23 protein-coding genes and 2 pseudogenes are annotated in these 25,088 nt (G+C 62.5%); 10 read left to right on the top strand and 15 right to left on the bottom strand.

The features are described 5' to 3' along the window. Nucleotides 1-51 precede the first annotated feature (51 nt). Nucleotides 52-1,326, bottom strand: coding sequence for a M20 family metallo-hydrolase (locus AC1DS6_RS33705; protein ID WP_441627159.1), 1,275 nt, complete (start codon nucleotides 1,324-1,326; stop codon nucleotides 52-54). Nucleotides 1,327-1,510: 184 nt separating this feature from the next. Here AC1DS6_RS33705 and AC1DS6_RS33700 point away from each other — a divergent pair, with 184 nt between their 5' ends. Further along, on the top strand, nucleotides 1,511-2,098 hold the full coding sequence (locus tag AC1DS6_RS33700) for a cupin domain-containing protein (protein ID WP_441627157.1): 588 nt from the start codon (nucleotides 1,511-1,513) through the stop codon (nucleotides 2,096-2,098). Between the two features lie 179 nt (nucleotides 2,099-2,277). Here AC1DS6_RS33700 and AC1DS6_RS33695 read toward each other — a convergent pair whose 3' ends face one another. The 3 genes from AC1DS6_RS33695 to AC1DS6_RS33685 form a co-directional block, all read right to left on the bottom strand. After that, nucleotides 2,278-2,742, bottom strand: coding sequence for a RidA family protein (locus AC1DS6_RS33695; RefSeq protein WP_441627155.1), 465 nt, complete (start codon nucleotides 2,740-2,742; stop codon nucleotides 2,278-2,280). 77 nt (nucleotides 2,743-2,819) lie between these two features. Then, nucleotides 2,820-3,569 carry a creatininase family protein gene (locus tag AC1DS6_RS33690; RefSeq protein ID WP_441627153.1) on the bottom strand — a complete coding sequence of 250 codons (750 nt, stop codon included), beginning with the start codon at nucleotides 3,567-3,569 and terminating at the stop codon, nucleotides 2,820-2,822. A gap of 12 nt (nucleotides 3,570-3,581) precedes the next feature. Beyond that, a complete protein-coding gene (locus AC1DS6_RS33685; RefSeq protein ID WP_441627151.1) occupies nucleotides 3,582-4,868 on the bottom strand; it encodes an MFS transporter in 1,287 nt (428 codons plus the stop codon). Between the two features lie 161 nt (nucleotides 4,869-5,029). Between AC1DS6_RS33685 and AC1DS6_RS33680 the strand changes: the two genes are divergently transcribed. Further along, on the top strand, nucleotides 5,030-5,953 hold the full coding sequence (locus tag AC1DS6_RS33680; RefSeq protein WP_441627149.1) for a LysR family transcriptional regulator: 924 nt from the start codon (nucleotides 5,030-5,032) through the stop codon (nucleotides 5,951-5,953). Between the two features lie 7 nt (nucleotides 5,954-5,960). On the opposite strand, the gene AC1DS6_RS33675 is transcribed toward AC1DS6_RS33680, so the two are convergent. Then, nucleotides 5,961-6,161 (bottom strand): molybdopterin dinucleotide binding domain-containing protein, encoded by a 201-nt coding sequence (locus tag AC1DS6_RS33675; protein ID WP_441627238.1) that lies wholly within the window; start codon nucleotides 6,159-6,161, stop codon nucleotides 5,961-5,963. 72 nt (nucleotides 6,162-6,233) lie between these two features. On the opposite strand from AC1DS6_RS33675, the gene AC1DS6_RS33670 reads away from it, so the two are divergent. From AC1DS6_RS33670 to AC1DS6_RS33650, 5 genes and pseudogenes are all read left to right on the top strand, one after another. Then, on the top strand, nucleotides 6,234-6,509 hold the full coding sequence (locus AC1DS6_RS33670; RefSeq protein WP_441627252.1) for a hypothetical protein: 276 nt from the start codon (nucleotides 6,234-6,236) through the stop codon (nucleotides 6,507-6,509). Then, nucleotides 6,428-6,661, top strand: coding sequence for a helix-turn-helix transcriptional regulator (locus AC1DS6_RS33665; RefSeq protein WP_441627147.1), 234 nt, complete (start codon nucleotides 6,428-6,430; stop codon nucleotides 6,659-6,661). Before AC1DS6_RS33670 ends, AC1DS6_RS33665 begins: the two co-directional genes overlap by 82 nt. A 34-nt stretch (nucleotides 6,662-6,695) precedes the next feature. Next, a pseudogene (locus tag AC1DS6_RS33660) lies at nucleotides 6,696-7,573 on the top strand (transposase); the annotation flags it as partial. 564 nt (nucleotides 7,574-8,137) lie between these two features. Further along, the gene (locus AC1DS6_RS33655; protein WP_477104069.1) at nucleotides 8,138-8,953 is read left to right on the top strand and encodes a cupin domain-containing protein; all 816 of its coding nucleotides are present in this window, start codon (nucleotides 8,138-8,140) and stop codon (nucleotides 8,951-8,953) included. A gap of 91 nt (nucleotides 8,954-9,044) precedes the next feature. Continuing rightward, nucleotides 9,045-10,298 carry an epoxide hydrolase family protein gene (locus AC1DS6_RS33650; RefSeq protein ID WP_477104082.1) on the top strand — a complete coding sequence of 418 codons (1,254 nt, stop codon included), beginning with the start codon at nucleotides 9,045-9,047 and terminating at the stop codon, nucleotides 10,296-10,298. Between the two features lie 105 nt (nucleotides 10,299-10,403). On the opposite strand, the gene AC1DS6_RS33645 is transcribed toward AC1DS6_RS33650, so the two are convergent. Continuing rightward, a complete protein-coding gene (locus AC1DS6_RS33645; protein WP_477104068.1) occupies nucleotides 10,404-10,796 on the bottom strand; it encodes a winged helix-turn-helix transcriptional regulator in 393 nt (130 codons plus the stop codon). Nucleotides 10,797-10,889: 93 nt separating this feature from the next. Beyond that, nucleotides 10,890-12,683 carry a cytochrome c biogenesis protein DipZ gene (locus tag AC1DS6_RS33640; RefSeq protein ID WP_477104067.1) on the bottom strand — a complete coding sequence of 598 codons (1,794 nt, stop codon included), beginning with the start codon at nucleotides 12,681-12,683 and terminating at the stop codon, nucleotides 10,890-10,892. Between the two features lie 200 nt (nucleotides 12,684-12,883). Here AC1DS6_RS33640 and AC1DS6_RS33635 point away from each other — a divergent pair, with 200 nt between their 5' ends. The 3 genes from AC1DS6_RS33635 (at nucleotide 12,884) to AC1DS6_RS33625 (ending at nucleotide 15,503) form a co-directional block, all read left to right on the top strand. After that, on the top strand, nucleotides 12,884-13,627 hold the full coding sequence (locus AC1DS6_RS33635) for a response regulator (RefSeq protein WP_477104066.1): 744 nt from the start codon (nucleotides 12,884-12,886) through the stop codon (nucleotides 13,625-13,627). Next, nucleotides 13,624-14,925, top strand: coding sequence for an ATP-binding protein (locus AC1DS6_RS33630; RefSeq protein ID WP_477104065.1), 1,302 nt, complete (start codon nucleotides 13,624-13,626; stop codon nucleotides 14,923-14,925). The genes AC1DS6_RS33635 and AC1DS6_RS33630 overlap by 4 nt, the downstream gene beginning before the upstream one ends. A gap of 269 nt (nucleotides 14,926-15,194) precedes the next feature. After that, the gene (locus AC1DS6_RS33625; RefSeq protein ID WP_441627133.1) at nucleotides 15,195-15,503 is read left to right on the top strand and encodes a hydroxyquinol 1,2-dioxygenase; all 309 of its coding nucleotides are present in this window, start codon (nucleotides 15,195-15,197) and stop codon (nucleotides 15,501-15,503) included. Nucleotides 15,504-15,616: 113 nt separating this feature from the next. On the opposite strand, the gene AC1DS6_RS33620 is transcribed toward AC1DS6_RS33625, so the two are convergent. From AC1DS6_RS33620 to AC1DS6_RS33585, 8 genes and pseudogenes are all read right to left on the bottom strand, one after another. Then, the gene (locus AC1DS6_RS33620; RefSeq protein ID WP_477104064.1) at nucleotides 15,617-17,347 is read right to left on the bottom strand and encodes an FAD-dependent oxidoreductase; all 1,731 of its coding nucleotides are present in this window, start codon (nucleotides 17,345-17,347) and stop codon (nucleotides 15,617-15,619) included. 684 nt (nucleotides 17,348-18,031) lie between these two features. Then, nucleotides 18,032-19,084: an alpha/beta fold hydrolase gene (locus tag AC1DS6_RS33615; protein WP_441627129.1), complete on the bottom strand. Its 1,053-nt coding sequence runs from the start codon at nucleotides 19,082-19,084 to the stop codon at nucleotides 18,032-18,034. Nucleotides 19,085-19,544: 460 nt separating this feature from the next. Continuing rightward, the gene (locus AC1DS6_RS33610; RefSeq protein ID WP_477104081.1) at nucleotides 19,545-20,363 is read right to left on the bottom strand and encodes an NAD(P)H-binding protein; all 819 of its coding nucleotides are present in this window, start codon (nucleotides 20,361-20,363) and stop codon (nucleotides 19,545-19,547) included. 39 nt (nucleotides 20,364-20,402) lie between these two features. Continuing rightward, nucleotides 20,403-20,873, bottom strand: coding sequence for a RidA family protein (locus AC1DS6_RS33605; protein WP_477104080.1), 471 nt, complete (start codon nucleotides 20,871-20,873; stop codon nucleotides 20,403-20,405). Then, nucleotides 20,865-22,348: pseudogene (locus AC1DS6_RS33600) on the bottom strand (M81 family metallopeptidase); the annotation flags it as partial. The gene AC1DS6_RS33605 and the pseudogene AC1DS6_RS33600, both read right to left, overlap by 9 nt. 45 nt (nucleotides 22,349-22,393) lie before the next feature. Further along, nucleotides 22,394-23,407 (bottom strand): Bug family tripartite tricarboxylate transporter substrate binding protein, encoded by a 1,014-nt coding sequence (locus tag AC1DS6_RS33595; RefSeq protein WP_477104063.1) that lies wholly within the window; start codon nucleotides 23,405-23,407, stop codon nucleotides 22,394-22,396. A 424-nt stretch (nucleotides 23,408-23,831) separates the two neighbouring features. Beyond that, on the bottom strand, nucleotides 23,832-24,170 hold the full coding sequence (locus tag AC1DS6_RS33590) for a ProQ/FinO family protein (RefSeq protein ID WP_441627121.1): 339 nt from the start codon (nucleotides 24,168-24,170) through the stop codon (nucleotides 23,832-23,834). A gap of 276 nt (nucleotides 24,171-24,446) precedes the next feature. Further along, nucleotides 24,447-25,088: tyrosine-type recombinase/integrase (locus tag AC1DS6_RS33585; protein ID WP_477104062.1), on the bottom strand; the 642-nt coding region annotated here is incomplete at its 5' end.

The raw sequence follows: 25,088 nt of genomic DNA, 5'->3' as shown, positions 1-25,088 counted from the left end.
TTGCGTGGCAACTTCGCTTCATGTGGACCGACACTTCCCGGTGGCGGTTGCCTATAGTTGTTCGGACATGATCGCCAGCATGGCGTCGCAGAGGACCTGCGCCCCGGCCGCGACATCGACTTCGCGCGCGTTCTCGGCCTCGTTGTGGCTGATGCCCTTTTCGCAAGGCACGAAGATCATGCCGGTGGGGATGTGGTGTGCGGTGTACTTGGCGTCGTGAGTCGCGCCGGATACGATGTCAAGGAATTTCATTGCCCGACCGGCGGCAGCGTTGCGCACGGTTGCCACCACGCGATCGTCGAACGTTATCGGCGTGGACCTCAACAGAACCTTCACCGACACCGGGCAGCCCTCGATCTCGCCGGAGCAAAGCTGAAGGATCGTCTCGCCGGCACGTAGCAGGGAGTCGGGGTCGGGATGCCGCAAATCGATATTGAATGTCACGCGGCCTGGCACGGTGTTAGGCGATCCCGGATAGACCTCCAGCCTTCCGACGGTGAAGCGCAGGATATCCTCGGGGTCGTCTATCGCGGCGCGAATGCGTCCGATGAGCGTGGTGGCGGCCACCAATGCGTCTTTGCGATGCCGCAGCGGCGTGGTGCCCGCGTGGGCCTCAGCGCCTAGCAACTGGATCTCGTAGGCATGAAGCCCCTGAATTCCCGTGACAATGCCCACATCGCATGCCTGGTTCTCGAGCACGGGGCCCTGCTCGATGTGGGCTTCGATATAGGCAAAGCCGCTCATGCCAAGCGGGCGCTTCTCCAGTACCGGCAGCTCCGCGATTTGGGCCTTCAGTGCGCTTTCCACATCGAAACCGTTGACGTCCTTGATCGCCAATGCATTGGCCAGCGGCAGCGCGCCGGCCGCAACGGCGGAACCCATCGTGGGAGGGGGGAACCTTGAGCCCTCCTCGTTCATCCACACAACGAGCTCGATCGGGTGTTCGGTCTCCATACCGTGATCGTCTAGCGTCTCGAGTACCTCGAAACCTGCGAGCACGCCGTAGACACCGTCGAACCTGCCTCCGGTCGGTTGGGAATCGAGATGTGAACCCGTCAATACCGGCCTCAGACCCGGGTTCTTTCCGGGACGGCGGATGAACAGATTGCCGATCGGGTCGATCGAGGTCTGATAGCCTCGCCTCGATGCCCATTGGAGCAACAACATCTTGCCCTGGGTGTCTTCCGCGGTGAGCGCCTGGCGGTTGACACCGCCTTTGGCCGTGGCGCCGATCCTTGCCATGGCGCAGACATGTTCCCAGAGCCGCTGGCTGTTGATGCAAGGACCGATTTGGGTGAGAGAGGAGGAAGGAGTGGGGGCGTTCATCTGGCTGCTTACCTTGTTGTGTTGCGAGCCAGTTTGCCGACTTGATTCCTATTAGTCAAGTAACTTGACTAATAGGAATCATTCTGTCTTTACTTGTGACTCAAGGGTATCATTTGGCGTATGCGCACACGAATGCGGTTATACTTCGCATTTGGCCGAGCCAGATATAATCGTTGTATAATTTATGGAAAATACCGGACAAAATCAGGAAATTGTAATTGGTGGCCGGTTGAAGCATGCCAGACTTAATCGGAAATTGAGTTTGCGCCAACTGGCAGAAAAGGTCGGATGTACCGAAAGTTTCCTTTCGAAAGTCGAGAATAACAAAGTACACCCTTCGCTCCCGATGATTCACAAGATCGCTGTGAATCTGGGAATCAGTGTTGCCAGGCTTTTCTCGGAAGAGACGGATGCGGGCGGCGTGGTCACGGTAATGCGCGAGGGACAGCGGCAGACGCTCCGGACCGAGCACCAACGCGCGGGAAATGGCGTCGCGTTGGAAACGCTACTTCCAAATCAGCTGTGCACGTTGCTGGAGGCGAATATTCATCATATTCCGGTCGGCACCTCATCTCAGGGTTATCTTGAGCACCAGGGTGAAGAAATGGGCTATGTGCTGGAAGGGGAGCTCGAGTTGACGGTGGACCAGCAGAAGACGATTGTGAAGAAAGGCGATTCCTTTTTCTTTCTTTCGCACCTTCCTCACGGCTACAGGAATATCGGCTCCGTCGATGCCCGGGTGCTGTGGGTCAATACTCCGCAAAGCTTCTAGAGCGTCGCCAACGAGGTGGCAGCCGACTGCTCCGAAGCTATCGCCGCTGCCCTGTATTCGGCAAGCGCTCAAGAGCCTGGCCTGTGCCGCTTCGCGTGAGCAACTGGTTGCCGCGCTGAAGATTGTCGCGCGGACCTTGAGAGTTCGTCCGTGCGCACGGTTTGGTTCGATCTTAAGCCTCAGTCCAGTTCGACGCAGACTTCGATCTCCACGCAGGCCCCCAGCGGAATCTGTGCGACACCGAATGCCGACCGCGCATGCTTGCCGGCATCGCCGAACACGTCGACGAACAGTTCCGATGCGCCGTTGGTGACCAGATGCTGCTCGGTGAAGTCGGGCGTTGAATTGACCAGGCTCATGACCTTGACGATGCGTTTGACGCGATTCAGATCGCCGGTGTGGGCCTGTAGCGTCGACAGCAGATCGATCGCGACCGCGCGGGCCGCGGCGCGTCCCTCGTCCGTCGACATCGTGGCGCCGAGCTTGCCAACCCACACGTTGCCGTTCTTCTTCGCAATGTGGCCGGATAGGTAGACAAGGTTGCCGCTCTGCGCGCTCATTACGTACGCGGCAGCCGGCGCGCCTGCGGGGGACAGCTCGATGTCGAGTGCTTTCAGTCTTTGGTGGATATCGTGTGATTGCATGATGTTTATCGATGGAGGGCAAGATGGCTGGCGCCACGGGGAGTCATCGCGAGACATGTGGCGCCGGCGGACCGGTTTCAGTCCGGCATCGGCTCGCGGCCGAAGGCTTCGAGTTCGCGCGCGAGGGACTGCGCGGCCAGTTCGACCAGTGCGCGGCCTTTCTCGCGCGTTGCCAGGCCTGGATCGGAACCGATGCGTCCGTCCGGGAAGCGGGCACGGAAGTCGAGGGCTTCGCGGATCGGGCCGGTCGGGGCAATGGGCGGCGCATAGTCGGCCGCCTTGATCGAATCGGGGAAGGCCCACTGCGTGATCGCAATTTCCGAAGGCGTGGCATGCGCGCCGTGGCCGGTCGGGAACTGGTCTCGTGCCAGTTCGCCCACGCCTTCGAGATCCCACCAGTTGCAGAGCTTCAGTGCGAAGCCGGCACGACGACGCGCAAAGCTTGCTTCGGCGTACAGCTCGGAGAACGCGGCATCGATCGACGAGACATTGCCGCCATGGCCGTTCAGGAACAGGATCTTTTCGAAACCATGCACCACCAGCGAGCGGGTCCAGTCGCCGATCGCGGCGATGAACGTGGACGGGCGCAGCGAGATGGTGCCGGGAAAGCCGAGGTGATGCTGTGCCATGCCGATGTTAAACGTGGGGGCCACGAGGATATCGGCGGTTTTTTCCGATTCACGCGCAATGATTTCGGGACACAGCCAGTCCGTACCCAGCAGCCCTGTGGGACCGTGCTGTTCGTTGGAGCCGATCGGCACGACAATCGTGCGGCTGCGCTTGAGGAACTGCTCGATTTCGGACCAGGTGGAGAGATGTAGAAGCATGACGACTCCTTGTTACTGCTTCGCGGGCAGCTTGTTGGCGAGGATGATCAGTGCGGCGATGATTGGCAGCGCGGCCAGGATCAGCACACCGAGGTGAAGGTTGCCGGTGGCGGTCTTGGTCCATCCGATGATGGCCGGGCCCCAGAAGCCGCCCGATAGCCCGATCGTGTTGATCAGTGCGATGCCGCCTGCTGCCGCCGGGCCCTTGATGTATTCGGAAGGCATGGCCCAGAACACCGTGTAGGTCATCCACAGCGCGCAGGTACCGAGCGTGAGCAACACCAGCGATGCCGCAAGATTGCCGTCGACGAGGATGGACGCGGCGAGCAGCAATCCGCCGACAGTTGCGGGCACGGCACTGTGGAAACGGCGCTCGCCGACCCGGTCCGAGCGGCGGCCCATGTAGTACATGCCGAAGGCCGCGGCGACATAGGGCAGGGCCGAGTACCAGCCGAGTTGCACGGTGTCGTTCACACCCTGGGCCTTGATGAAGGTCGGCAGCCAGAAGCTGATCGCATAGATCGCGGCGATGATGCAGAAGTACGCCAGGGCCAGCACGTAGACCCGGGCATCGCGAGCCACGGCCAGGAAGGAATGATTGTGCGCCGCGCTGGATCCGATTTCGTTGGCGAGCAGGCGCTTTTCCTGCTCGGTCAGCCAGGCGGCGTCGGCGGGACGGTTCGGCACGAAATACAGGGCGAGCACGCCGAGCAGGATGCAGGGCAGGCCTTCGACCAGGAACATCCATTGCCAGCCGGCCAGGTCACCGGTGCCTGACAGCGCAGTGATCAGCCATGCCGAGACCGGGCCGCCGACAATGCCGCCGAGCGGGCCGGCAAGGAACACGATCGCAATGGCGCGCGCCATGCGCTGCGGGCCGTACCAGCAGGAGAGGTAGTAGATCATGCCCGGGGCAAAGCCTGCTTCGAAGATGCCGAGCAGGAAACGCATGGCGTAGAACATCGGCACGTTGCGCACGAACAGCATGCAGGCCGAGGTGATGCCCCAGAGCACGAGGATGCGGCTGAAGGTCTTGCGTGCGCCGATGCGCGGCAGCATTAGGTTGCTCGGTATCTCGAACAGCACGTAGCCGATAAAGAAGATCCCCGCGCCCACGCCATATGCGGCATCGGAGAAGCCGAGGTCGCCTTGCATCTGAAGCTTTGCAAAGCCGATGTTGACGCGATCGAGGTAGGCGAACAGGTAGCAGATCAGCAGGAGCGGCAGAAGTCGCCAGTTGATCTTGTTGTAGAGGGTTGAGGTGCCGTCTACTGCGCTTTCGCTCGGGATCACCAGCATGCCAGTCTCCAATGTCTTTTATGTGGGTACCGCGTTGATGGATCGGATAGTGGCAGCGACAAAGGCAATCGCCAACAGCAACCATGTCCACACTTCGTTGTCTTCCGGGCAACGCATCGGTTATGGTGTGAGTCTTTCATCGGCCAAGTGGATGGTTCGACATGCGTGAAATCAATCAGCAGCGGCTGCGCTACTTCCGCGAAGTGCTCGAGCAAGGCACCATTCGCGGCGCGGCGGAGAATCTCAACACATCGCCATCGGTGATCACCCGGCAGATCCGGCTGCTCGAGGATGAACTTGGCACGACACTGTTCGAGCGGCAGGCGCGCGGCGTCAGGCCGACCGAGGCCGCCGCGCATCTGCTTGAGTTCTGGCGCGGCTACCGGTCACATCAGGAGAAGCTCGAGGACCAGCTCCATGCCCTCAAGGGCCTGCAGCAGGGGCAGGTCCAACTGGTCCTGAGCGAGGGGTACGTGGATGCGCTGGTCAATGAAGTGCTGGCGCCGTTCTGCGCGCAGTACCCGCTGCTCGACATCGGCATGGAGATCCTCGGCGTGGATCAGGTGCTCGACGCCGTGGCCGAGAGTCGCGCGCACATCGGACTTGCCTTCAATCCGCCGCCACATCCGCGCATCGAGTATCTGGCGAGCTCGTCGCAGGCGGTCGGCCTGCTGGTGCGGTCCGACCATCCCTTGGCATTGCGTGGCGGCGCGGCTAGCGTCAAGGACATCTTGTCCTGGCCGCTGGCCATGATGCCGGCGTCATTCGGCGTCGGGCACGCCGCCAAGATGCTCGAATTCGCGGAGAACATTAGGATCCGGCCGACGCTGGTCACCAATTCGCTGACGGCGCTCAAGCAGTTTGTTGCCTACGAAAACTACATGACGCTGATCGGCGGCGAGTTCGCCGCGTATCGCGAAGTCGCTGCCGGAACGCTCACGGTGGTGCCGATCGATCATCCGCTGTTCAGGGGCACCCAGGCGCGCTTGCTGGCCAAGGCCGGGCGGCCGTTACCGGCGGCGGCGCTCAAGCTGCTCGAACATATCCTGCGGAACATGCCGATGTTTGCGCAGGGCGGCCAGTAGCCGCCCGCTACGGCTCACGCGACACCTCGACCAGGCAGCTCATCGCGTTCCGTCCTTGCGTCAGATCCGACGTGCCGATATCGAGCGTCAGGGTATTGGCTGCCCCGGCGCGATCCACGCCATCGGCGTCGGGCGTGTACCATGCGCCGGTTGCCATGACGGCCACGCCGCGCACCACGCCATCGCTGACCGCCAGCCCTGCCGCAATCGCGCCCCGCCGGCGTTATCCGCCGCCGTCCTGCATTACACTGGCCATCCTGTAATCCAGCAGGAGCCCGCTATGGCGACAAAGGACGTGCTCACCGAGGCCATGGCGAAAGCGTTTGAATGGATGCGGCAAGCAATGCCGCTCTTGGACGGCCTCAACTTTGAATCCACGCAACGCAGGCGGGTGGCAATAGCATTCCAGCACCACACCTGGAGTCGCATTGGAACAAGGCAGTTTCGCTGGACGACCTCGCACGTCGGGCGGCGATGTCCCCCGCACATTTTTGTCGCCGGTTCAGTCAAATATACGGATTGCCGCCTCATCGCTATCAGTTGGTCATGCGAATGATAAAAGCCAAACTCATGCTTCATTCGGGCGAAAAATTGGGCGCGTGGCGCTACAGGCCGGATTTGCCGATCACAGTCATTTTGGGAGGCAATTCAAGAGTTGCTTCGGCTTCGCGCCAGGGCAGGCTTATCAAAGGCGCAGTTAATCAGTAATGCAAGGCCGGTGACGAAGCCGGAACCCCCGGGCTTTGTGCCACCCGCCGCCACCCAGGAGGTGCGCAATCTCACGCGCACCCGCAAGCAACTCGTGCGCGAGATTGCCCAGCACAGTCTGCGCATCCAGAAAGTCCTTGAAGACGCCAACCTCAAGCGCGGCAGTGTGCTTTTGGATGTGCGCGGGCGCAGCGGCCGTGCCATGATCAAAGTCATCGTCGATGGCGAGGTCGACCCCGAGCGGCTTGCCGCGCTCGCCCAAGGCAACGCCCGAAAAAAGGACGCCGAATTGCGCGAGGCGCTGAATGCACGCATTACCGAGCACCACCGCACGATGCTGAAACTGCACCTGGATGTCATTGGCGCACTGGAGCACACGCTGGCCGAGCGCGACGCCGTCGTGGGAAAAGCGCTGGCGCCGATCCAACAGCGCGCCCGCCTGCTGACCACGATCCCGGGGTTGGCGACCTGACCGCTCAGGTCCTGTTGGCGGAGATCGGCGTCGACATGACGCGCTTTGCCGATGCCAGCCATCTGGTGTCCTGGGCAGGCCTATGCCCACGCAATGACGAGAGTGCTGGCAAGCGGCGCAGCACCCGAGTGCGCAAGAGCGGCACCTGGCTCAAGACCTTCCTCGTGACGGCTGGCTGGGCGGCTGTGCCGGTCAAGACCAGCTATCCGCATGCCCAGTTCCTGCGCCTCAAGGCGCGCCGCGGCGTCAAGAAGGCCTTCCTCGCGGTGGCTGCTTCCATGCTCACGGCCGCCTGCCACGTGCTCCGGGATGGCGCTGAGTACGCCGACCTTGGCCCCGATTACTTCGACCGTCACGACGTCAACAAAACCATCCGTCGCCTGCTCAAACGCCTCGCCGACCTCGGGTGTCAAGTAGATCCCATGGCTCATGCTGTCTAACGCTTCCTAGTAGGCGGGGCATGGTTCTTCCTCTTCGAAAATCGGTTTCCTTGACGTGCGAGCCAACTCTGGCCTCGCGCGTACATACAGATTGGGCGCGTCATGAGTGCTCAGACGCGATACCCGTGCAGCATGCCGTCACCTTCGCGCGCGTTGTCGAGCAAGTTGGCGGCAAGCTGACTACTGGTGCTTTCGTTCGGCTGGACTACGCCTGCACGCGGCGAGCTCGGGTAGCCATCAACAATGGCCAAGACAAGACTGGCAACGGCGGCAAATCGAAGTGGCGGATGCGTTGTTAAATCAAGTCGAACCGAGCGCAAAGGAACTTGCGCCGAGCACGCCGAAGCTGGCATATGCAGCGGCGTTACTTAGGCAGCACGCCAACGAGTTTTTTGTATGGAAATGTATTGAGCGCGGTCGCGGATACGTAGCGGTACGTCAGAGCTTGTCGCTCGCCACAGAAGAGATACATTTCGATCCTTTAATGCTGCGTATGCAACGGATTCTCTCCAGGTCGGATCGGATCTCCAGTTGCGGATGGTCAAGTAAAGGAGTGAAGCATGAATGTTAATTCCACGACGTACCGGTGGTTTCGGTTCTCTGGTGCTGCGGGTGCCGCAGCACCACTGCTTGTCGCGCTGGAAGCTGGCTGCACGAGCATTGCGTCGCCTTAATCTGGCGGGAGCAGGGTATCTATATCAAGAAGGACATGGGAGGAGAGCTGGCCAGTCGGGCAAACCTGGATCTCCAGATCCTTCCAAATATTGGTCATTATCCGCACGTGCAAGACAAGGCAACGACGATTTTCGAGGTGCGGCCGCATTTGGTGTCAGGTATTCCATGCCCGTGCATAGGGCGTGTGTCGCGCCTGAATCAAACCATGGCAAAACCAATTGCGCGCCACGACCGTTGCTTCATCAATACGACCTTGACCGGCAACTGGATCTTCTCCAGTTCATCAAGGAAAGGGAATTCCAAATGAAATCGACCCGAATCATGGCTGCGGCCATGCTCATCGTCGCCACCGGTTTGCCGCTGCACGCGGCTCAAGCGCAAACGGCGGAGGTACATCGCACCGATCTCGTCCAGCACGATCTTAGCGTGCCGGATCGAGAGGGCGTACAGGTACGCGTCGACTTCGATCCGGGTGCGTTCGCGCCGAAGCATCTGCATCCGGGCGAAGAGATCGCGCATGTCCTGCAGGGGACGCTGGAGTACCAGCTCGGTGACAACCCGCCTGTCACGCTCAAGACGGGCGATTCGCTGTTTATCCCGGCAGGCACCGCACACTCGGCGAGGAATGTCGGCAGTGGCAAGGCATCGGAACTGGCGACCTACATTGTCAAGAAGGGGGCGCCGCTAGTGGTGCCGGCCAAATAAGGACCCAATCAAAAAAGGACGCATCCTCGTGAACTCACACGCATCGAATCAGGCTTCTGACCCGACGCGCCGAACTTTGCTGTTGGGCGGCATGGCGACGGCAGCGCTCTCTATGTTTCCCCCGGTTCTGTCTGCCGCCGCGCAGGCCGATGGTGGGCACCCCGCCGCGGCGGACGCGATCCGTCCGTTCCGCGCCCATGCTCCCCAGGCCGCACTTGCCGACCTGCACCGCCGCCTTGCCGCCACGCGCTGGCCCGATGCGGAAACGGTTGGCGATCGCTCCCAGGGCGTGCAGCTAGCGACGCTTCAGCGGCTCGTGCGCTATTGGGCGACGGACTACGACTGGCGAAAGGCCGAGGCGAAACTCAATGCCTATCCGCAGTTCCTGATGAACATCGACGGTCTGGACATTCATTTCGTCCACGTGCGCTCCCCCCATCCGAACGCGCTGCCGCTCATCATGACGCACGGCTGGCCAGGTTCGGTCTTCGAGTTGCTGAACGTCATCGGCCCGCTGACAAATCCAACGGCGCACGGCGGCACCGCTGACGATGCCTTCCATCTGGTCATTCCGTCGATACCCGGCTTCGGGTATTCACAGAAGCCGAAGGACAAAGGCTGGAACCCAGATCGCGTTGCGCGCGCCTGGGACGTTCTAATGAAGCGGCTCGGCTATACGCGCTACGTCTCGCAGGGCGGCGACTGGGGCGCCATCATTTCCGACGCACTCGGCCGCCAGGCGCCGGAGGGACTGCTTGGCATCCACGTCAACCGGATCGAGCGCGCCACGACCGTGCCACCGGACCTTGCGAAGGCACTGAGGAGCGGCGATCCCGCGCCGGCAAACCTCACGCCCGAAGAAAGGGAGGTGTTTGAGCAAACCAGGGAGTTCCTCAACAAGGGGCTTGGCTACGCCAGCATCATGCAAACGCGACCCCAGACCATCGGCTATGGCCTGGCCGATTCGCCGGTGGGGCTGGCAGCATGGATCTATGACAAACAGGCGGACTGGGTATTCACCCGTGGTGACCCTGAGAAAGCGTTGAGCCGCGGCGCTATTTTGGACAACATCACGCTCTACTGGCTGACCGATACCGGGGCTTCAAGCGGGCGAATCTACTGGGAAGCTGGGGCCGCCCAAGCCAGCACAAGACCCATCACCATTCCGGTGGCGGTGACCATCTTCCCTGGCGAGGTGTACAGGCCGCCAAAGCAATGGGTGGAACGCGCCTATCGGAACCTGACCTACTACAACCGCGTGGACAAGGGTGGCCACTTCGCGGCCTGGGAAGAACCGGAGCTGTTCAGTTCCGAGTTGCGTTCCGCGTTCCGGTCGTTGCGCTGAGCCGGCGCCGTGGCGCCGCCTGTCACGATCAACTGACCGGGGCGGCGCGCGCCTCGATGAGATCGCTATTGGAAAAACACCGCGCAGAACGCGCGGTGGCAACAATCACTCACCCCTTGCCGAGGATGGCCCGGTTGCGTGCCTTGACGATCTCGGACGTATTCTCAGTTGCCGCCCTCGGCGGGCTCGAAACGCACGTCGCGTAAGCCAAGTGTGCGCGGACCCACGCGCAGGCTTACCCGTTCGAGGGGCTGGCCGGTGCTGTCCTCGACAATACGTATCGGCGTTTGGTGTCCACGCCACTCGTCGCCCCATTGCATCAGCGCGACGAGCACCGGGTAGAGCGATCTCCCTTTTCGTCAGCCGATATTCGGTACGCTGCTCGCTGCCTTCGGCCAATACCTTCACCAGCACACCGTTATCGATCAGGCGGTTCAAGCGCGCGGTCAACACGTTGCGCGCGATACCCAAGCGGTGCTGAAAGTCGTCAAAGCGCATCGTCCCCATCGTACACTCACGCACCATTGAGCGTTGTGGACGAACCAGCTCCAGTGCGATTTCATTTGTAAAAGGGGAAATCGGGATGTTTTGCTAGCCGAAGGTGAAGGCATAAGCTTGGGCGCCGGGATCCAGAAAGCGGATCTCGAAAGTGTGCTCGCCTACCGCGCCAGCCTGGCGTACCAACTGGTAGAGCCGCGTCTGCGTGACCGCGCCATTGCCGGCTGCATCGATGTCCGCGCCGTGGCTGGCGCCAGGGGGCTTGCCGTCGACGGTTACCACGAAGCGAGCCGCCCGGCCATCGGCCGCCGGTCCCAGTACAAGGTGCAGGTCGCGCGCATGAAAGCGGTAGGCGATGCGGCCATCGGCGCGATTGAGCGTTGCCTGCTCGGCGCCGACGGTCCATTGGCCTGACAGGCCCCACTTGTTGAGGCGAAGGTTGGCAACGGTGTACTCGCGCGGTGCGTCCTGCCGTATGTCGCCCGGTGAGGCGAAGTTGGACGCCTGCATGTAGCCGATGTAGGTCTCGGTTGAGCGAATGTTGTACAGGTCCGGCGCCGCCTGCGCGCCACCCGCGTCGGGGGTGACCACGTCGCGCGCCACCGGCGGATTGCCCGCTTCCGCCAGCAGCGACTGGATGACGCGCTCGGACTTGGCATAGTCGCCCTCACCGAACTGGTGATGGCGGATGTTGCCGCGGGCGTCGACAAGGTATGTGGCCGGCCAGTAGCTGTTTTGGAATGCACGCCAGATGCGGTAATCGCTATCGACCGCCACGGGGAAGCCGATGCGGAAATCGGAAATTGCGCGGCGCACGTTTTCCGGTGTCTTCTCGAAGGCGAACTCGGGCGTATGCACGCCAACCACCGTCAGGCCCTGATCCTTGTACTTCTCCGCCCAGGCGCGAAGGTAGGGGAGGGTACGGATGCAGTTGATGCAAGAGTAGGTCCAGAAGTAGACCAGTGTGACCTTGCCCTGCAACTGGTCTCTCGACAGTGGCGGAGAGTTGACCCATTGCACTGCACCATCTAGCGGAGGCAGGCGGCCCTCTACGGGCAAGCGGCTCGGGAAGCCCACGGATGTGTCATTGGCAGCCAGCAGCATGCCGCGGTCGTAGTTGGCGTCGTTCATGACTTGTGGCGCGAGTTGTTCTCTGCGCAGCCCATTGATCAGCGCCTGCTCGATGCGCGCCGGCCCGCTTACGGGAAAGTGCGCCAGCAGGCTGGTATCGGCACCGATGCCGATGGCGAGCACCGCGCCCAGTACACCTGCCCCCAGGCCGCGACGCAGCCATTCGCCAGCGCCCATTGACCGCTTCATCGCCGTGAAGACGCGGCCGCCGAGGCCAAGCGCGGTGGCCAGCGAGGTGGCCGCCCCGGCTGCATAGGCAGCCAGCGATACCGACGTCGACAGGTTTGCACCGTCAAGGGCCGTACCCGTCAGGACAAGCCCGAGGATAGGGCCGGCGCACGGGGCCCATAGCATGCCGGTGGTGACGCCAAGCAGCAGCGAACCCCATGGCGAAGCCGACGCGGACGAAGCAGATGTGGACGAACTACTGGTGGTGACCAGACGGTTGCCGAGTGCCACCACAGGCCGAGCGAGGGTGATCGCCAGTTTCGGTAAAAGCAAGGACAGCCCGAAGAGCGCCAACAGCATCAGGGCGGCGAGGCGCCCGTATTCGTTGGCGCGCACTGCCCAAGCGCCACCAGCCGACGCCAGCGTGGCAACTGCGGCAAAGGTCAGTGCCATGCCGGCTAGCATCGGCAGCTTGCCGCGCAGGAACGGCTGGCCGGTGCGGCTGAGGACAAAAGGCAGGACGGGCAGGATGCACGGGCTCAGGATAGTCAGTACACCCCCCAGGTAGGCAAGTATCAGCAGGGCCATGATCGGTGTCCTTTCGCAAAGGTTTGGCTTGCCGTCCATCAGACACCGCCAGCATCGCTGGTATGTGTCGCCATCGGGGGAATATGTGTAGGATTGTCGAGGTGCTGCCGCCGGATACATTGCGGTACACGAAAAATCGCGCCCCATAGATTGCAGGCGAAACAGACTGGTCGTTCTTTTTTATGACAGAGGGGACACCGATGGACACCCATGTCGACCATATCCTGATCGTCGATGACGACCGGGAAATCCGGGAACTGGTCTCGACCTATCTCACCAAGAACGGCCTGCGTGTGACCGTGGCGCCTGATGGCCGGCACATGCGGTCGTTTCTGGAGACCAATGCTGTCGACCTGATCGTGCTCGACGTGATGATGCCGGGCGATGATGGCCTGGTGCTGTGCCGGGAACTGCGCGCCGGCAAGCACAAGGCCACGCCGGTGCTGATGCTGACCGCACGCGACGACGAGACGGACCGTATCATCGGTCTCGAAATGGGCGCTGACGATTACCTTGCGAAGCCTTTTGCGGCGCGCGAGCTGCTGGCCCGCATCAAGGCCGTGCTGCGCCGCACCCGGATGCTGCCGCCCAATCTGCAGATCACCGAGGCCGGGCGGATTCTCGCGTTCGGTGACTGGCGACTGGATACCACCGCGCGGCACCTGATGGACCGCGATGGCATCATTGTCACGCTTAGCGGGGCCGAGTACCGGTTGCTGCGCGTGTTTGTCGACCATCCACAGCGCGTGCTCAATCGCGACCAACTGCTCAATCTCACGCAGGGCCGCGAGGCGGAAATCTTCGAGCGGTCGATCGACTTGCTGGTCAGCCGCCTGCGCCAGCACCTCAATGACGATGCACGCGAGCCACGCTACATCAAGACGGTGCGCAGCGAGGGCTATGTGTTCTCGATGCCCGTGGAGATCAAGGAGGCACGCCAGTGAATGTCCGCACCTGGCCCTGGCCTCGTACGCTGGGATCGCACCTCTTCCTAATCCTGCTCGCGGGTCTGATCGTCGCCCACGGCCTGTCGTTCGGTGTGCTGTTCTCTGAACGTTATATTTCCGCGCGCCGAGTGATGCTCGGCACGCTGGAAACCGACGTGTCCACTTCGATTGCCATCCTGGACCGCGTGCCGGCGGACGAGCGGCCGCAATGGCTGCCACGCGTGAATCGCGGCGCCTATCAATACATATTGGGGCCGGGTCTGTCGGGCGCGCCCGAGATGACCCCGCAGGGCAAGGAAATTGCCGACCGGATTACGGAGGCGAGCGGCGGCCGCTTTCCGGTCAAGGTGGAGTCCATTCCCGGCGACGGCAAGCGGATGCAGGCCCATCTGACGCTGAGCGATGGCAGCCCCCTGACCATTGACGTGCATCCGCGCCCGACGCCGATCGCGCAGTGGCTGCCCTATGTCCTGGTGATCCAGTTGCTGCTGCTGGTCCTGTGCTGCTGGTTCGCAGTGCGGCTGTCGATCCGCCCGCTGGTGGCGCTGGCCGATGCCGCCGATGCGCTCAATCCGAACGCGAAGACGCCGCCGCTCGGCGAGACGGGCCCCACCGAACTGGTGCGTGCGGCGCGCGCGTTCAATGCCATGCGCGAGCGCATCGCCGGGTTCGTCGAGGAACGCGTACAGATCCTGGCCGCAATCTCTCACGACCTGCAGACGCCGATCACGCGGATGAAGCTGCGCGCCGAGATGGCAGAAGACTCCGAGGAAAAGCGCAAGATGGTGCACGACCTGGCCGAGATCGAAATGCTGGTGAAGGAAGGACTGGCGTATGCGCGCACCACGCACGGGGATGGCGAGAAGCCGTCGCGGATCGACATCGGATCGTTTGTCGAGAGCCTGGCGTACGACTACCAGGACACCGGCAAGGCGGTGACGGTCCTGCAGAACATCGGGGGCGCCATCGTCACGCGCCCCAACGCGTTGCGCCGGATACTGACCAATCTGATCGATAACGCCCTGAAGTTCGGCGGGGCGGCGGAACTGAACGTGCGCCGCGAGCGAGACACCGTGGTCCTAGAGGTACTCGATCGCGGCGCCGGCATCCCGGAAGACAAGCTCGAGGTGGTGCTGCAGCCGTTTGTCCGGCTCGAGCATTCACGCAGCCGGGAGACTGGCGGTACCGGGCTCGGGCTGGCGATTGCCCAGCAACTCGCGGTGGCCATCGGCGGAACCCTCAGGCTGCGTAATCGTGAGGGCGGAGGCCTGGCGGCGGAAGTCAGGCTGGGCTGACTGGCCCTGCCACAGGCGCGCTTCGGCAAATGAACGGAAGTGCACCATGAGAGTCCCCGGCTCCATGGCGGTCCGCCCGTTCGCGCAAGACTTTTGTACGCGACTGTATCAAACCGCCGCAACGATACGCGTACTGACAGAAACGGTCATTACGCGCTACTGGCACGATACATCGGTCTCCTTAAATACGTTCCGTAGCCCGCCGGCGAACCGCAACGATGCGATCCCGCGGCTGCCATATCCAATGCAGACTTTCAAGGAAACCGATCATGACTACCAACATCGCCAAGCGTTTTGTGTTCGCCATCGCCCTGGTTGCCGCCGCTGCCGGTGCGCATGCCGCCGGTCTGTCCCATGCAGGCGCCCGGGACCCGTATACCGAGGGTGCTCGTTCGGTGCAGGAGTCGCGCGACGCATACACCGATGGCGCGCGGGCTGTCGATCCGTACACCGACGGTGCGCGCAACGTTGATCCGTTCACCGACGGTGCCCGCACCCTGGCCGGTATGGACCGTACGGGCGTCTCGGCGGACCCGGCGCGCAGTGTTGATCCCTATCTTGACGGCGCCTACGTCTGACGCTCCCCTTGCCGACCAGACAGGGAGCGCGACTGACAGCGCTCCCGCCCCCGATTCATGCGAACGCTTCCTCATACCGCACTAACTGCGGCCGTTCTGGTCGACAGGTGCGTTCACCGGACGCCGGCCGAGAAACGATGAATCTGCGCCACCACGGCCGCGCCTTCGCCTACCGCCGACGCCACACGCTTGGTGGAGCCCGAACGAACGTCGCCGATCGCGAAGACACCCTCCACACTCGTCTGCAAAAGCAGCGTTTGCACGGGAGCTTCGGCAACGTCGGTACCGGTCAATACGAATCCTTTGCTGTCGAGCGACACGCCGCATGTCTTAAGCCAGCTCGTATTCGGTTCGGCGCCGATGAATACGAATAGATGATGTACCGTCATGCTTCCTTCAATGCCGCCGGCACCGCGGTAGTGCACGCGTTCGAGACGCCCATCCCCCTCGAGCGCAGTCAGTTCAATGCGCGTATGAAGCGTTACATTCGGCAGCGAGCCGATACGTTCGATCAGGTAGTGCGACATGCTTTGCTCAAGGCTCGCGCCGCGGATGAACATGTGCACATGCTCGGCGTGCGATGCCAGAAATACCACAGCCTGCCCCGCGGAGTTGCCGCCGCCGACCAGCAGCACCGGCTCCTTGCGGCATAGCCTGGCCTCGATTGGCGTAGCCCAGTAATAGACGCCGCAGCGCTCGAAGCGCGCAAGTCCCTCGACGACGGGACGCCGATACTCTGCGCCGCTGGCGATGACCACGGTGCGCGCGAGGATGCGCCGGGCATCGGCAAGCTCCACGACAAGCGGGTGCTTGTCGCAATACAATGCCTTGACTTCGCACGGAATACCGATATGTGCACCGAACTTCTGCGCCTGAACGAACGCGCGGCCCGCCAGGGCTTGACCCGTGATGCCGGTGGGAAAGCCCAGATAGTTCTCGATGCGCGCACTCGTACCCGCCTGGCCACCGGGGGCACGACAGTCGAACACCGCGACCGACAGCCCTTCGGATGCCGCGTAGACGGCCGTCGCAAGTCCTGCCGGGCCGGCGCCGATGATCGCCACATCGTAGACGTGCGTCGGATCGAACTCAGGAATCAGTCCCAGACAAGATGCGAGCTGTCCCACATCAGGGTTTCGCAGCACAGTGCCGTTCGGACAAACGACGAGCGGGAAGTCATCGGGCTGTGGCGTCAGGCGTTCAAGTAACGCGATGGCGTCGGCGTCCTGCTCCGCATCAAGCGCCATATTTGGAAAAGCGTTGCGGCGCAGAAAATCTTGCAATGCGAGGAGTCGATCATTGCCGGGGGCGCCGACCAGAACGGCACCCTGTCCGCGTTCAATCGCCAAGACGCGCCTCAGAATCAAGGCGCGCATGATCTTTTCGCCAAGATCGGCTTCACTGATCACCATGGCGCTTAGTTGGTTGGGCCGCAGCAACACCGCTTCGACAGCTTCGATGACATGCGCATCTACAACTGCGGGCTTGCTCGAAAGCTGGGTGATATCGGAGGTGAACTCGCCGCGTTGTGTATAGGTGTGGACAATCCGGTGGCCCAGGCCATCACGAATGACTATGCGCACTTTTCCCGACAGCAGGAGGAACATGCCCGGACAGATACTTCCGGCACGATAGAGCAATTCGCCTTTAGCGTAGTGGCACGGGCTGCCGAAGCGACGCACTCTGTCGACTTCAGCCTCCGTCAGGACCGGAAACATCTGGTGGTAGCGCGGATGGTCGCGCACGCTCGGGTCATCGACGATCGCGCCGTCGTCGATATGGCTCGCATCCTCTGCCACCTGATGCGCGAGCTTGTCGCCTTCCAGCCTTGACTCGTTGCTCATCGCCGATTCTCCTTGGTGGCAAATCGGCACCGCCACCGCCAGGTCGACTGTTGCCGATACCTGCAGCCAAAGGCTCCGCCCTGTCAAAAAGAATGGAGCGGCTACTGAATACTTCCGCTTTGCAGTTACCGGTGCGCACGGGACTGTGCGCGACGGCTACCTTATGACGAGAGTAATCGAGTTGTCTCGGCCAGCCAAGAAATCTTGCATTCGCTCTCTTTGGCACCGCGTTGAACGCTACGGAGCGCCACACGGAGTCACAGTACTGTGGTGTGAGAGCTGACAGGCGACCTGCAGACGGACTTGTACAACGCACGACGCAACGATCAATAGAGGTCAAGTCCCTTTTAGATCTGTCCGTCGGGCGGATCTTGCCTAAACACACTTTTTGGCTGGGGCGTTCTTGGGTACGTTTGCTTCAGTCGTCCCCTGCCATGGCAAGAGTAGGCATTAGAGACGCCCTGGTAGTCGTGCATGCCTTCATCGAGGCCAGGCACTTTTCCCGCGATGGGCCCGGGCACCTGATGATCGGCATGTGAATGCGAAAATGCTAGGAGCACCGATACGAGCAGACCGGTCCCTGAGCGGGCGCTTGCTCATTGGACGTCTGGAAGATCTTTCCGCAGCTCCGTGACGCACGCATCGGGCGTTGAGTCCCGATGCCGGCCGGGCTAGTCTGCCGCACTAAAACCTGTTGACGTCGATAACCGCCTGCGCGAATTCCCGCGGTGCTTCCTGCGGGAGGTTGTGGCCGATGCCTCCCTTGAGGTCGCGGTGCTCGTATTTGCTGGCGAACTTGCTGGCATAGGTGCTGGGCGCCGGATGCGGGGCGCCGTTGGCGTCACCTTCCATCGTGATTGTGCGCACGCCTATGGTGGGCGCCGTCGCGAGCCGCTGCTCGAACTCGTCGTACCTCGGCTCGCCTGCGGCAAGACCTTGCCGCCAGCGATAGTTGTGTACGGAAATCTCCACGTGATCGGGATTGTTGAAGGCAGCGGCACTGCGTTCGAAGGTGGCGTCGTCGAACTTCCACTTCGGTGAGGCCTGCTGCCAGATCAGTTTCGCGAAGTCGTGCGTGTACTTCTGATAGCCATCGCGTCCGCGGTCCGTGGCCAGGTAGAACTGGTACCACCACTGAAACTCGGCCTCAGGCGGCAGGGGCATCTTGCCTGCCGCCTGACTGCCAATCAGGTAGCCACTGACGGATACCAGCCCGTTACAGCGCTCTGGCCAGAGGGCAGCAAGGATGCATGCCGTGCGCGCGCCCCAATCGAACCCTGCGATGACGGCTTTCTGCATGCCCAGCGTATCCATCAGCGCGATGATATCGAGCGCAACGGCCGCCGGCTGGCCGTTGCGCATGGTTTCCTTCGACAGGAAGGTCGTCGAACCATAGCCGCGCAGGTACGGAACAATCACGCGGTATCCGCGCGACGCGAGCAGAGGCGCGACGTCGACGAAGCTGTGGATGTCATAGGGCCAGCCGTGTAGCAGAACGACGGCTGGCCCGTTAGCAGGGCCAGCCTCCGCGTAGCCGACGTTGAGTAGCCCTGCGTTGATTTGCTTGATCGATGCAAAGGCCGCATGGGTACCCGGCTTGGTCGAGGGCAGGGGCGCCGGCTTCGATTGATTGGTCTGGGCTTTGGCGGACGTTAAAACGCCAAACTGTACTGTAGCGAGCGTCAAGGCGGCCGTGCCCAGAAAGCCTCGACGAGGCAGATCGATTTTCTCGGTCATTTTTTTCTCCTAGTGCTGATACGGAATCGTTCATCGGGTCAGCGTTTTACTTATCTTGGCGTGGCGGCGATTACCGGTAGCACGGCACCTTTGCGTCATAGCTACCAGAATTGAAACGACGATGTTGCTGCCAGTGCGATCAGACAACTGTTGCTGTTCTTGTATAGCACCGGATTTGCTCGCGTTCATAAAAATAGCCGAGACAAGGCGCCGGCTTGTACACGCCTGGTCGTGCGGCCGGCCCGCGTTGGCGCCTTGGTCAATTGCATGATGCGGCGGCTATGCGTGCCTTTGTGCAATAGGCACGGTGCGTCGCTTTCTCAAGCTAAGGTTCCGTCACGCGAGAACTCGGAGGCATTGAGCTTGACAAAGTCGAGCATGCTGGTTGGCGCCTTGCCCGTAACCTTGTATAGATCGTCAGTCAAGCGATCGTACCGCCCCTCTGCGTGGAGCTCTGCCATCACCGCGAGTGCTTGACGAGGTGGCCAGGGACGCCAGCTTCCCGAAGCTTGTCGGCCCAGGCCGAGAGCGGCACATTGCGGTAGCGAATCGTCCGACCGAGCGCCTCGGAGAAGGCGCGCGCATAGTGTTCAAGGTCGGCGGACTCGGGGCCGGTCAGGTTGTAGATGTTGCCGATATGCGGCGCGGGGTCGTGGAGGATCACGGACACAACGCGCGCCACATCCACAGCCGGGATCGGCGACGTCCGACCGCTACCGAGCGGCAACGCCGGCTCGTCGTTTTCACGTACCGCTGCAGCGGCGAGATGCAGGAAGAAGCCTTCAAGGAAGACTGTCGGGCGAACGGTTACGATCGGCAGCGCCGACCATGCCAATGCTTGCTCGGCAAGCCAGTGCAGCTTGTGCTGGGGGCTGGGGGTGGATTCCATAATGCTCATCTGCGTGACGGTCATCTGTGACATGCTGACGAACGCTTCGACGCTGTAGTGGCGTGCTACCGCGGCGGTGTTGACCGTGGCTTCCAGATACGTGTCCGAGACCGACATACCGAAGTAGATGCGCGAGCAACCCTCCATTGCGCGATGCATTGAGGTGAGGTCGGTCAGGTCGCCCTGCACGACTTCGGCTCCGATCCGGCGCAGGTCCTCCGCGCGTTCATCCTCGCGGCGCACCAGGGCACGCACCGTGTGCCCCTTCTCGAGCCGCATAGCGGTCTTCAGGTCCGACTGCGGCACCACTTCTGGTCCCGCGCTAGCGCAAGCGGATTCGCGCCGGCCATCAGCGCGCCAAGCACGAGCCCCGGCGAACCCCCTCTTCATCGTCAGCACGGAACGGCTCCTTTCAGGCGGCGCATGGAATCAGGCGACCTCGACAATCAGTTCGATTTCCAGGCAGGCGCCGAGCGGCAACTGCGGCACTCCGAACGCGCTGCGCGCGTGCTGGCGGCGCGTGCCAAACACCTCGGCGAACAGTTCGCTGGCGCCATTGGTCACGAGGTGCTGCTCAGTGAAGTCCGCGGTCGAATGGACGAGGCTCGTCAGCTTGACGATCCGCACGATTGCATTGAGGTCGCCGGTGGCGGCGTGCAGCGTCGCGAGCAAGTCGATGGCAACCAGGCGGGCCGCCGCAATACCGTCGGCGGTGCGCAGCTCACCACCGAAGCGGCCGGTTCGAACGTGGCCATTGATGCGGGAGAGATGGCCGGATACGTGGATCAGGTTGCCGGACCGCACGCTCGGCACGTAGGCTGCCGCCGGGCCCGAAGCCTTGGGCAGTTCGATGCCTAGCTGCGTGAGCCTGTCGTAGACCCCAGGCGCCGGGGCGAACACCGGACCGTTCGGTTTCAGGCGCATGCCGGGCTTGAGATGCTTCCATGGCAGCTCCGCCGGATCGGCGATGAACGGACCGGGCGCACGCACCACGAAAATGTCTTCCGCGATTGAGGCGAAGTCGGCGCGGAAATGCACTGAGCTCTTGTTCACGAGGATCTTCATCCCCGCCGGTTCGATGCCGACCGCGCGGTACATATTGCGGTCGAGCAGTTGTGCCTTGGTCGAGCTAACGGCAACGAGCACGCCATCGATCCGCAGTCGCGCCATGGGTCCCATGTCGGCAGCCTTGCCATGCATCATTGGTCCGCCGTAGACGAACTTGCCTTCGGACAGCGCCTCCACCTCGAAGGTCGCGCGCAGTGGGGCATCCTCGCTCACCTGTGGGCAGCCGCCGAGCGCAATATCGATCTTCGCGCCGACACCTGCCTGGTGCGCTGCCGCGGCCGCGGCGGGATCGCAGATGATCCCGATCGCGGCGTTCTGCGCGCCGGCCTTGAGAAGCGCACGCAGCATCCCCATGGTGTTGCCATCGCCGCCGACGCCCGGGTTGTCCTGCGTGTCCGCGAGGATCACCGGCCGCGTGGCCTTTTGCGCGATCCGCATGGCACGCTGCACCGCTGCATCTGGCTCCTCGAACTGCACGGCCCACTGGTTCTCCGGTTCGCAGATGCGCGCGAACAGTGTGTCGACGGCCTGCTCGACGCGCACCTTGTCGAAGCCGTACCCCAAACCACAGGACCACACTCGGCGAAGTCGGCCGCGGGAAAGCCTGGCGTGAACGACAGCGACAGCACGCCTTGCCGCTCCAGTTCTTCGAGTTGCCCGTAGATGCCTTGAGCGGGTTGCATCATCGTGGACATGCCGTTGACCGGAATCATGAACGGCACGCGCCGTGCTACCAGGTGCGCACGCGTCCCCCGCCTGCCAAGTTCCAGGAGCAGTTCGGCCGCGCGCTTACCTGTGGCGGCCATGTCCACATGCGGATAGGTGCGATACGCCACCACGCCGTCCGGTAGAGCGAGCATCCGCTCGGTGACGTTGGCATGCAGGTCCAGCGAGACTACGATCTTCATGTCGGGGCCGGCCACGGCGCGGATGCGCGCCAGCAACTCTCCCTCTCCATCGTCGAGGTGCTGGGCCACCATGGCGCCATGCAGGTCAAGATAGATCGCGTCGTACGAGGCCGTCGTCACCGCCTCCACAATTTCTCCGGCGATGCGCTCGTAGGCATCGGTCGTGACGTGGGCCGAGACACCGGCGGCCGCCCAGATCACCGGCGTGACGGCGTGACCATGCTCGCGCACGTGGTGGATGAAGCCGCTGATCGGCACGTTCACGTTCAGCAGGTCATAAATCGCCTCGCCGCGGACCATGGCGGGATAGTCCTCGCCACGGACGAAGCTCTCGTAGGTGGCCATGGTTGGGGCGAACGTATTGGTTTCGTGTTGGAAACCGGCAACTAGGATATTCAAGGGAGAACTTCCTGGGACTGGATGCTGGGACCGTGCCGGGTGGAATTACTGAGGCGTCAGCTTGATTGAGTGGGCGAGCTTCCTGAACTTTTGGGTCTCGGCGGCGTAGAACGCCGCAGAAGCCTCGAGCGTCTGCGGCTTCATCGGCTGAACGCCGGAGAGCGCAAGGGCCTTGATCAGTTCGGGCGACTGCAGCGCCCGCTGCGAGGCCTCCAGCAATATGCGTGCACGTTCTGCAGGGATGCCGGTCCTGCCCATGACGCCCAGCCAGATCGAATAGACGAACTCGGACCTGCGCGCGACGCTGGTTTCGGAGATCGCCGGCACATCGGGCAGGGTTCGCATGCGCTGCGTGTCCAGCACTGCGATCGCCTTGATCTTGTGTGACTCGAGCAGCTGGGTGGATGCACCGAGGTTTGGCAGGATCGTGATGTCTATCTGGTGACCGGTCAGATCCGCCAGCATCGGCGTGGCGCCCTTGTACGGCACCTGCAGCATCTTGGCGCCGGTCAGCTGCGCCATGTACTCTGCGACGATGTGGTACATCGTCCCATAGCCCGGATTGCCGAAGGTCAGGCTCTGGCTGCCCGGCTGCTTGCCGGCCGCAATGATTTGTTCGAGCGAGTTGTACGGCAGGTCGCTGCGAGCCATGAGCACGAGCGGGTGGATCGAGACCGGCGCCAGCAGCGCAAGGTCCTTCGACTTGTACTTGGCGCTGGCCAGCGCCAGCGGCGTCAGGATGGCTTCGTTGGGCGAACCCATGATCAGCGTGTAGCCATCGGCGGGACGGCTCAGTAGCCGCTGCACCGCCAGCGCGCCGCCGGCACCGGGCAGATTTTCGATGACCACGGGCTGGCCGAGTGCCTTGGCCATCGTCGGCTGCATGGCCCGCGCAAGTACGTCAGCGGGCCCCCCCGGCGGGAATGCGACCAACATCGATATCGGCTTGGTGGGAAACGCGTCGGCGGCGGATGCCGGCGCGCTGGTCAGAGTAATCCCCAGGAGGGCGGCGCTAAGCGCCATCCAGCGTTTGTGGGCGGGTGGTCCTTGGTCTTGCATGTCGTCCTCGACTCTCTTATTGCCTTCGCTTAGATGACGTAAATTAGTTGGTGAGGAACATTGTTGTCTTTGAAGTTCGCTGGAGCAATAGCAACTTTTTTCTAGATCGTTGCTCTATGGGCAACGTTGGCGGGTGGCGGATCAGGACCGCACAGGCGGTGCAGGCAAAGCTGTCGCAAGTGTGTGAACGTCGTGTATCTGATGTATGTCTCGTTGGCGGTCGAATGTACTGTTTTGTGTCTTGTCCGGTATCGGATTCAAATCGTCGGGTCCTCGCCCCGACGCTCTCTCCCGAAAGCCACAATGGGAGCCAATCAGGCGGCACGAAATGAAGAAATCAGACATCGAGCGATGCAGTGGCGTCCGCGGCAGCTCAACAATCATCGGCACATCGGCGCCGAAAGCACGGCATCTCCATCACAGATCAGTTGGGCTTCGGCGCAGTCGCTGGCTGAGACAACGCGCGCGCCACACGACGGGCTTGCAGTTGCTGCGCCCGGTTCGCATCGGCCTTTGAAACCTGTCCCGCCTCCCGCCCCGCCAGATCCACGCGTGCTGCACCTTCCACCAGGCAGGTCCAGTAGCGGGTGCCGCGGCACCAGGTCCGGATCGCGTGGCGCAATACCGGCTCGCTCAGGCCAAGTTCCTGCGCCTGCGGGACGAGATCCTCGAAGTTGCCGATCTTGAGCGGCAACTTGGGCGCAGGATTCTTCGGAAAGGTTTGCGGGAAGCGCTTTTGCAGCGTCGCGATGGCTTGCAGCACCGGATCAACGGGCTTAGCGGGCTCATTAAGGGGCGTCGCTGGGCGGGCCGAAGCCTTCGGGGGGGGCGCGACGCGTCTTGGCCCGTGGCGCGGCCTTGGCTTGCCTTGCCAGTTGTTCCTTCAATGCCGCCAGTTGTTCGAAGCCCATCGTGCCCAGCCATAAAAGAACGTCATGCAAAATTGCAGAGCAATCCGTCGCAATTCGCTTTGGCGCTTACTTGCGGCGTGACATTGGCCAAACCACATACCAGGCATCCTGGCCCGGGTGGGCGCCCATCACCCTTCGCGCGTCCAGCCGATCCGGTGGCGTTCCTGCGTGGCCTCATGGCGCGCATCGTCCTCCGTATGCAGATAAGCGCTGGTCGTGGCGATGGAAGCATGCCCGAAATTGTCCCTCACGAAACGCAGATCCACCTGCTGGTCGGTCATGTGCGACCCTGCGGTATGGCGCAGCCAGTGCGCCGAGGCGCTGGCGAGCACCGCAGCCCGGCTTTCCCACTCGGGGCCGCGCGCGCGCAGGCGCGCGGCGGCCATCCCGAACACCTCCTTCAGCACCAGATGCAGCGCGCCGCGTGACAAGGGTTTTTCCTTGCCGATGATCGGCAGCACGATGGGGCGCGCCTCAACAGGATGCGGTGCCGGCGGCAGGCCGTACGCCTCGCGATAGCGAGCCAGTTCCACGATCAGTTCGTCCGTGGCCGGCACCAGCCGCGTCTTGTTGCCTTTGCCCGTCACCTCCAGCCACCAGCGTTCCTGGCCCTCCCGGTCGCGCCGGCAGAAGAAGGCGCCCATGCGGGTCTCGGCCACCTCGGCCGCGCGCAGGCCGCCGAGATACAGCACCGTGAAGAGCCAGCGGCAGCGCGCCGCGTGCAGCCGCTCGCGCTCGGTGGCGGTGTCGTTCGCACCCGGCATCGCCTC

It is taken from the genome of Cupriavidus sp. 05L310 (genome assembly GCF_056398185.1).
Note: the sequence above shows the minus strand (reverse complement) of the source record. Positions and strands in the feature narration are given on the sequence as shown.

Coding starts and splice junctions, on each gene's coding strand:
- AC1DS6_RS33615 (WP_441627129.1), bottom strand. CDS start 19,084: ATGACCGAGAAAATCGATCTGCCTCGTCGAGGCTTTCTGGGCACGGCC.
- AC1DS6_RS33635 (WP_477104066.1), top strand. CDS start 12,884: ATGGACACCCATGTCGACCATATCCTGATCGTCGATGACGACCGGGAA.
- AC1DS6_RS33620 (WP_477104064.1), bottom strand. CDS start 17,347: ATGAGCAACGAGTCAAGGCTGGAAGGCGACAAGCTCGCGCATCAGGTG.
- AC1DS6_RS33670 (WP_441627252.1), top strand. CDS start 6,234: ATGGCGACAAAGGACGTGCTCACCGAGGCCATGGCGAAAGCGTTTGAA.
- AC1DS6_RS33610 (WP_477104081.1), bottom strand. CDS start 20,363: ATGAAGAGGGGGTTCGCCGGGGCTCGTGCTTGGCGCGCTGATGGCCGG.
- AC1DS6_RS33685 (WP_441627151.1), bottom strand. CDS start 4,868: ATGCTGGTGATCCCGAGCGAAAGCGCAGTAGACGGCACCTCAACCCTC.
- AC1DS6_RS33680 (WP_441627149.1), top strand. CDS start 5,030: ATGCGTGAAATCAATCAGCAGCGGCTGCGCTACTTCCGCGAAGTGCTC.
- AC1DS6_RS33695 (WP_441627155.1), bottom strand. CDS start 2,742: ATGCAATCACACGATATCCACCAAAGACTGAAAGCACTCGACATCGAG.
- AC1DS6_RS33650 (WP_477104082.1), top strand. CDS start 9,045: ATGGCGACGGCAGCGCTCTCTATGTTTCCCCCGGTTCTGTCTGCCGCC.
- AC1DS6_RS33700 (WP_441627157.1), top strand. CDS start 1,511: ATGGAAAATACCGGACAAAATCAGGAAATTGTAATTGGTGGCCGGTTG.
- AC1DS6_RS33690 (WP_441627153.1), bottom strand. CDS start 3,569: ATGCTTCTACATCTCTCCACCTGGTCCGAAATCGAGCAGTTCCTCAAG.
- AC1DS6_RS33705 (WP_441627159.1), bottom strand. CDS start 1,326: ATGAACGCCCCCACTCCTTCCTCCTCTCTCACCCAAATCGGTCCTTGC.
- AC1DS6_RS33655 (WP_477104069.1), top strand. CDS start 8,138: ATGTTAATTCCACGACGTACCGGTGGTTTCGGTTCTCTGGTGCTGCGG.
- AC1DS6_RS33645 (WP_477104068.1), bottom strand. CDS start 10,796: ATGCGCTTTGACGACTTTCAGCACCGCTTGGGTATCGCGCGCAACGTG.
- AC1DS6_RS33625 (WP_441627133.1), top strand. CDS start 15,195: ATGACTACCAACATCGCCAAGCGTTTTGTGTTCGCCATCGCCCTGGTT.
- AC1DS6_RS33640 (WP_477104067.1), bottom strand. CDS start 12,683: ATGGCCCTGCTGATACTTGCCTACCTGGGGGGTGTACTGACTATCCTG.
- AC1DS6_RS33595 (WP_477104063.1), bottom strand. CDS start 23,407: ATGCAAGACCAAGGACCACCCGCCCACAAACGCTGGATGGCGCTTAGC.
- AC1DS6_RS33665 (WP_441627147.1), top strand. CDS start 6,428: ATGTCCCCCGCACATTTTTGTCGCCGGTTCAGTCAAATATACGGATTG.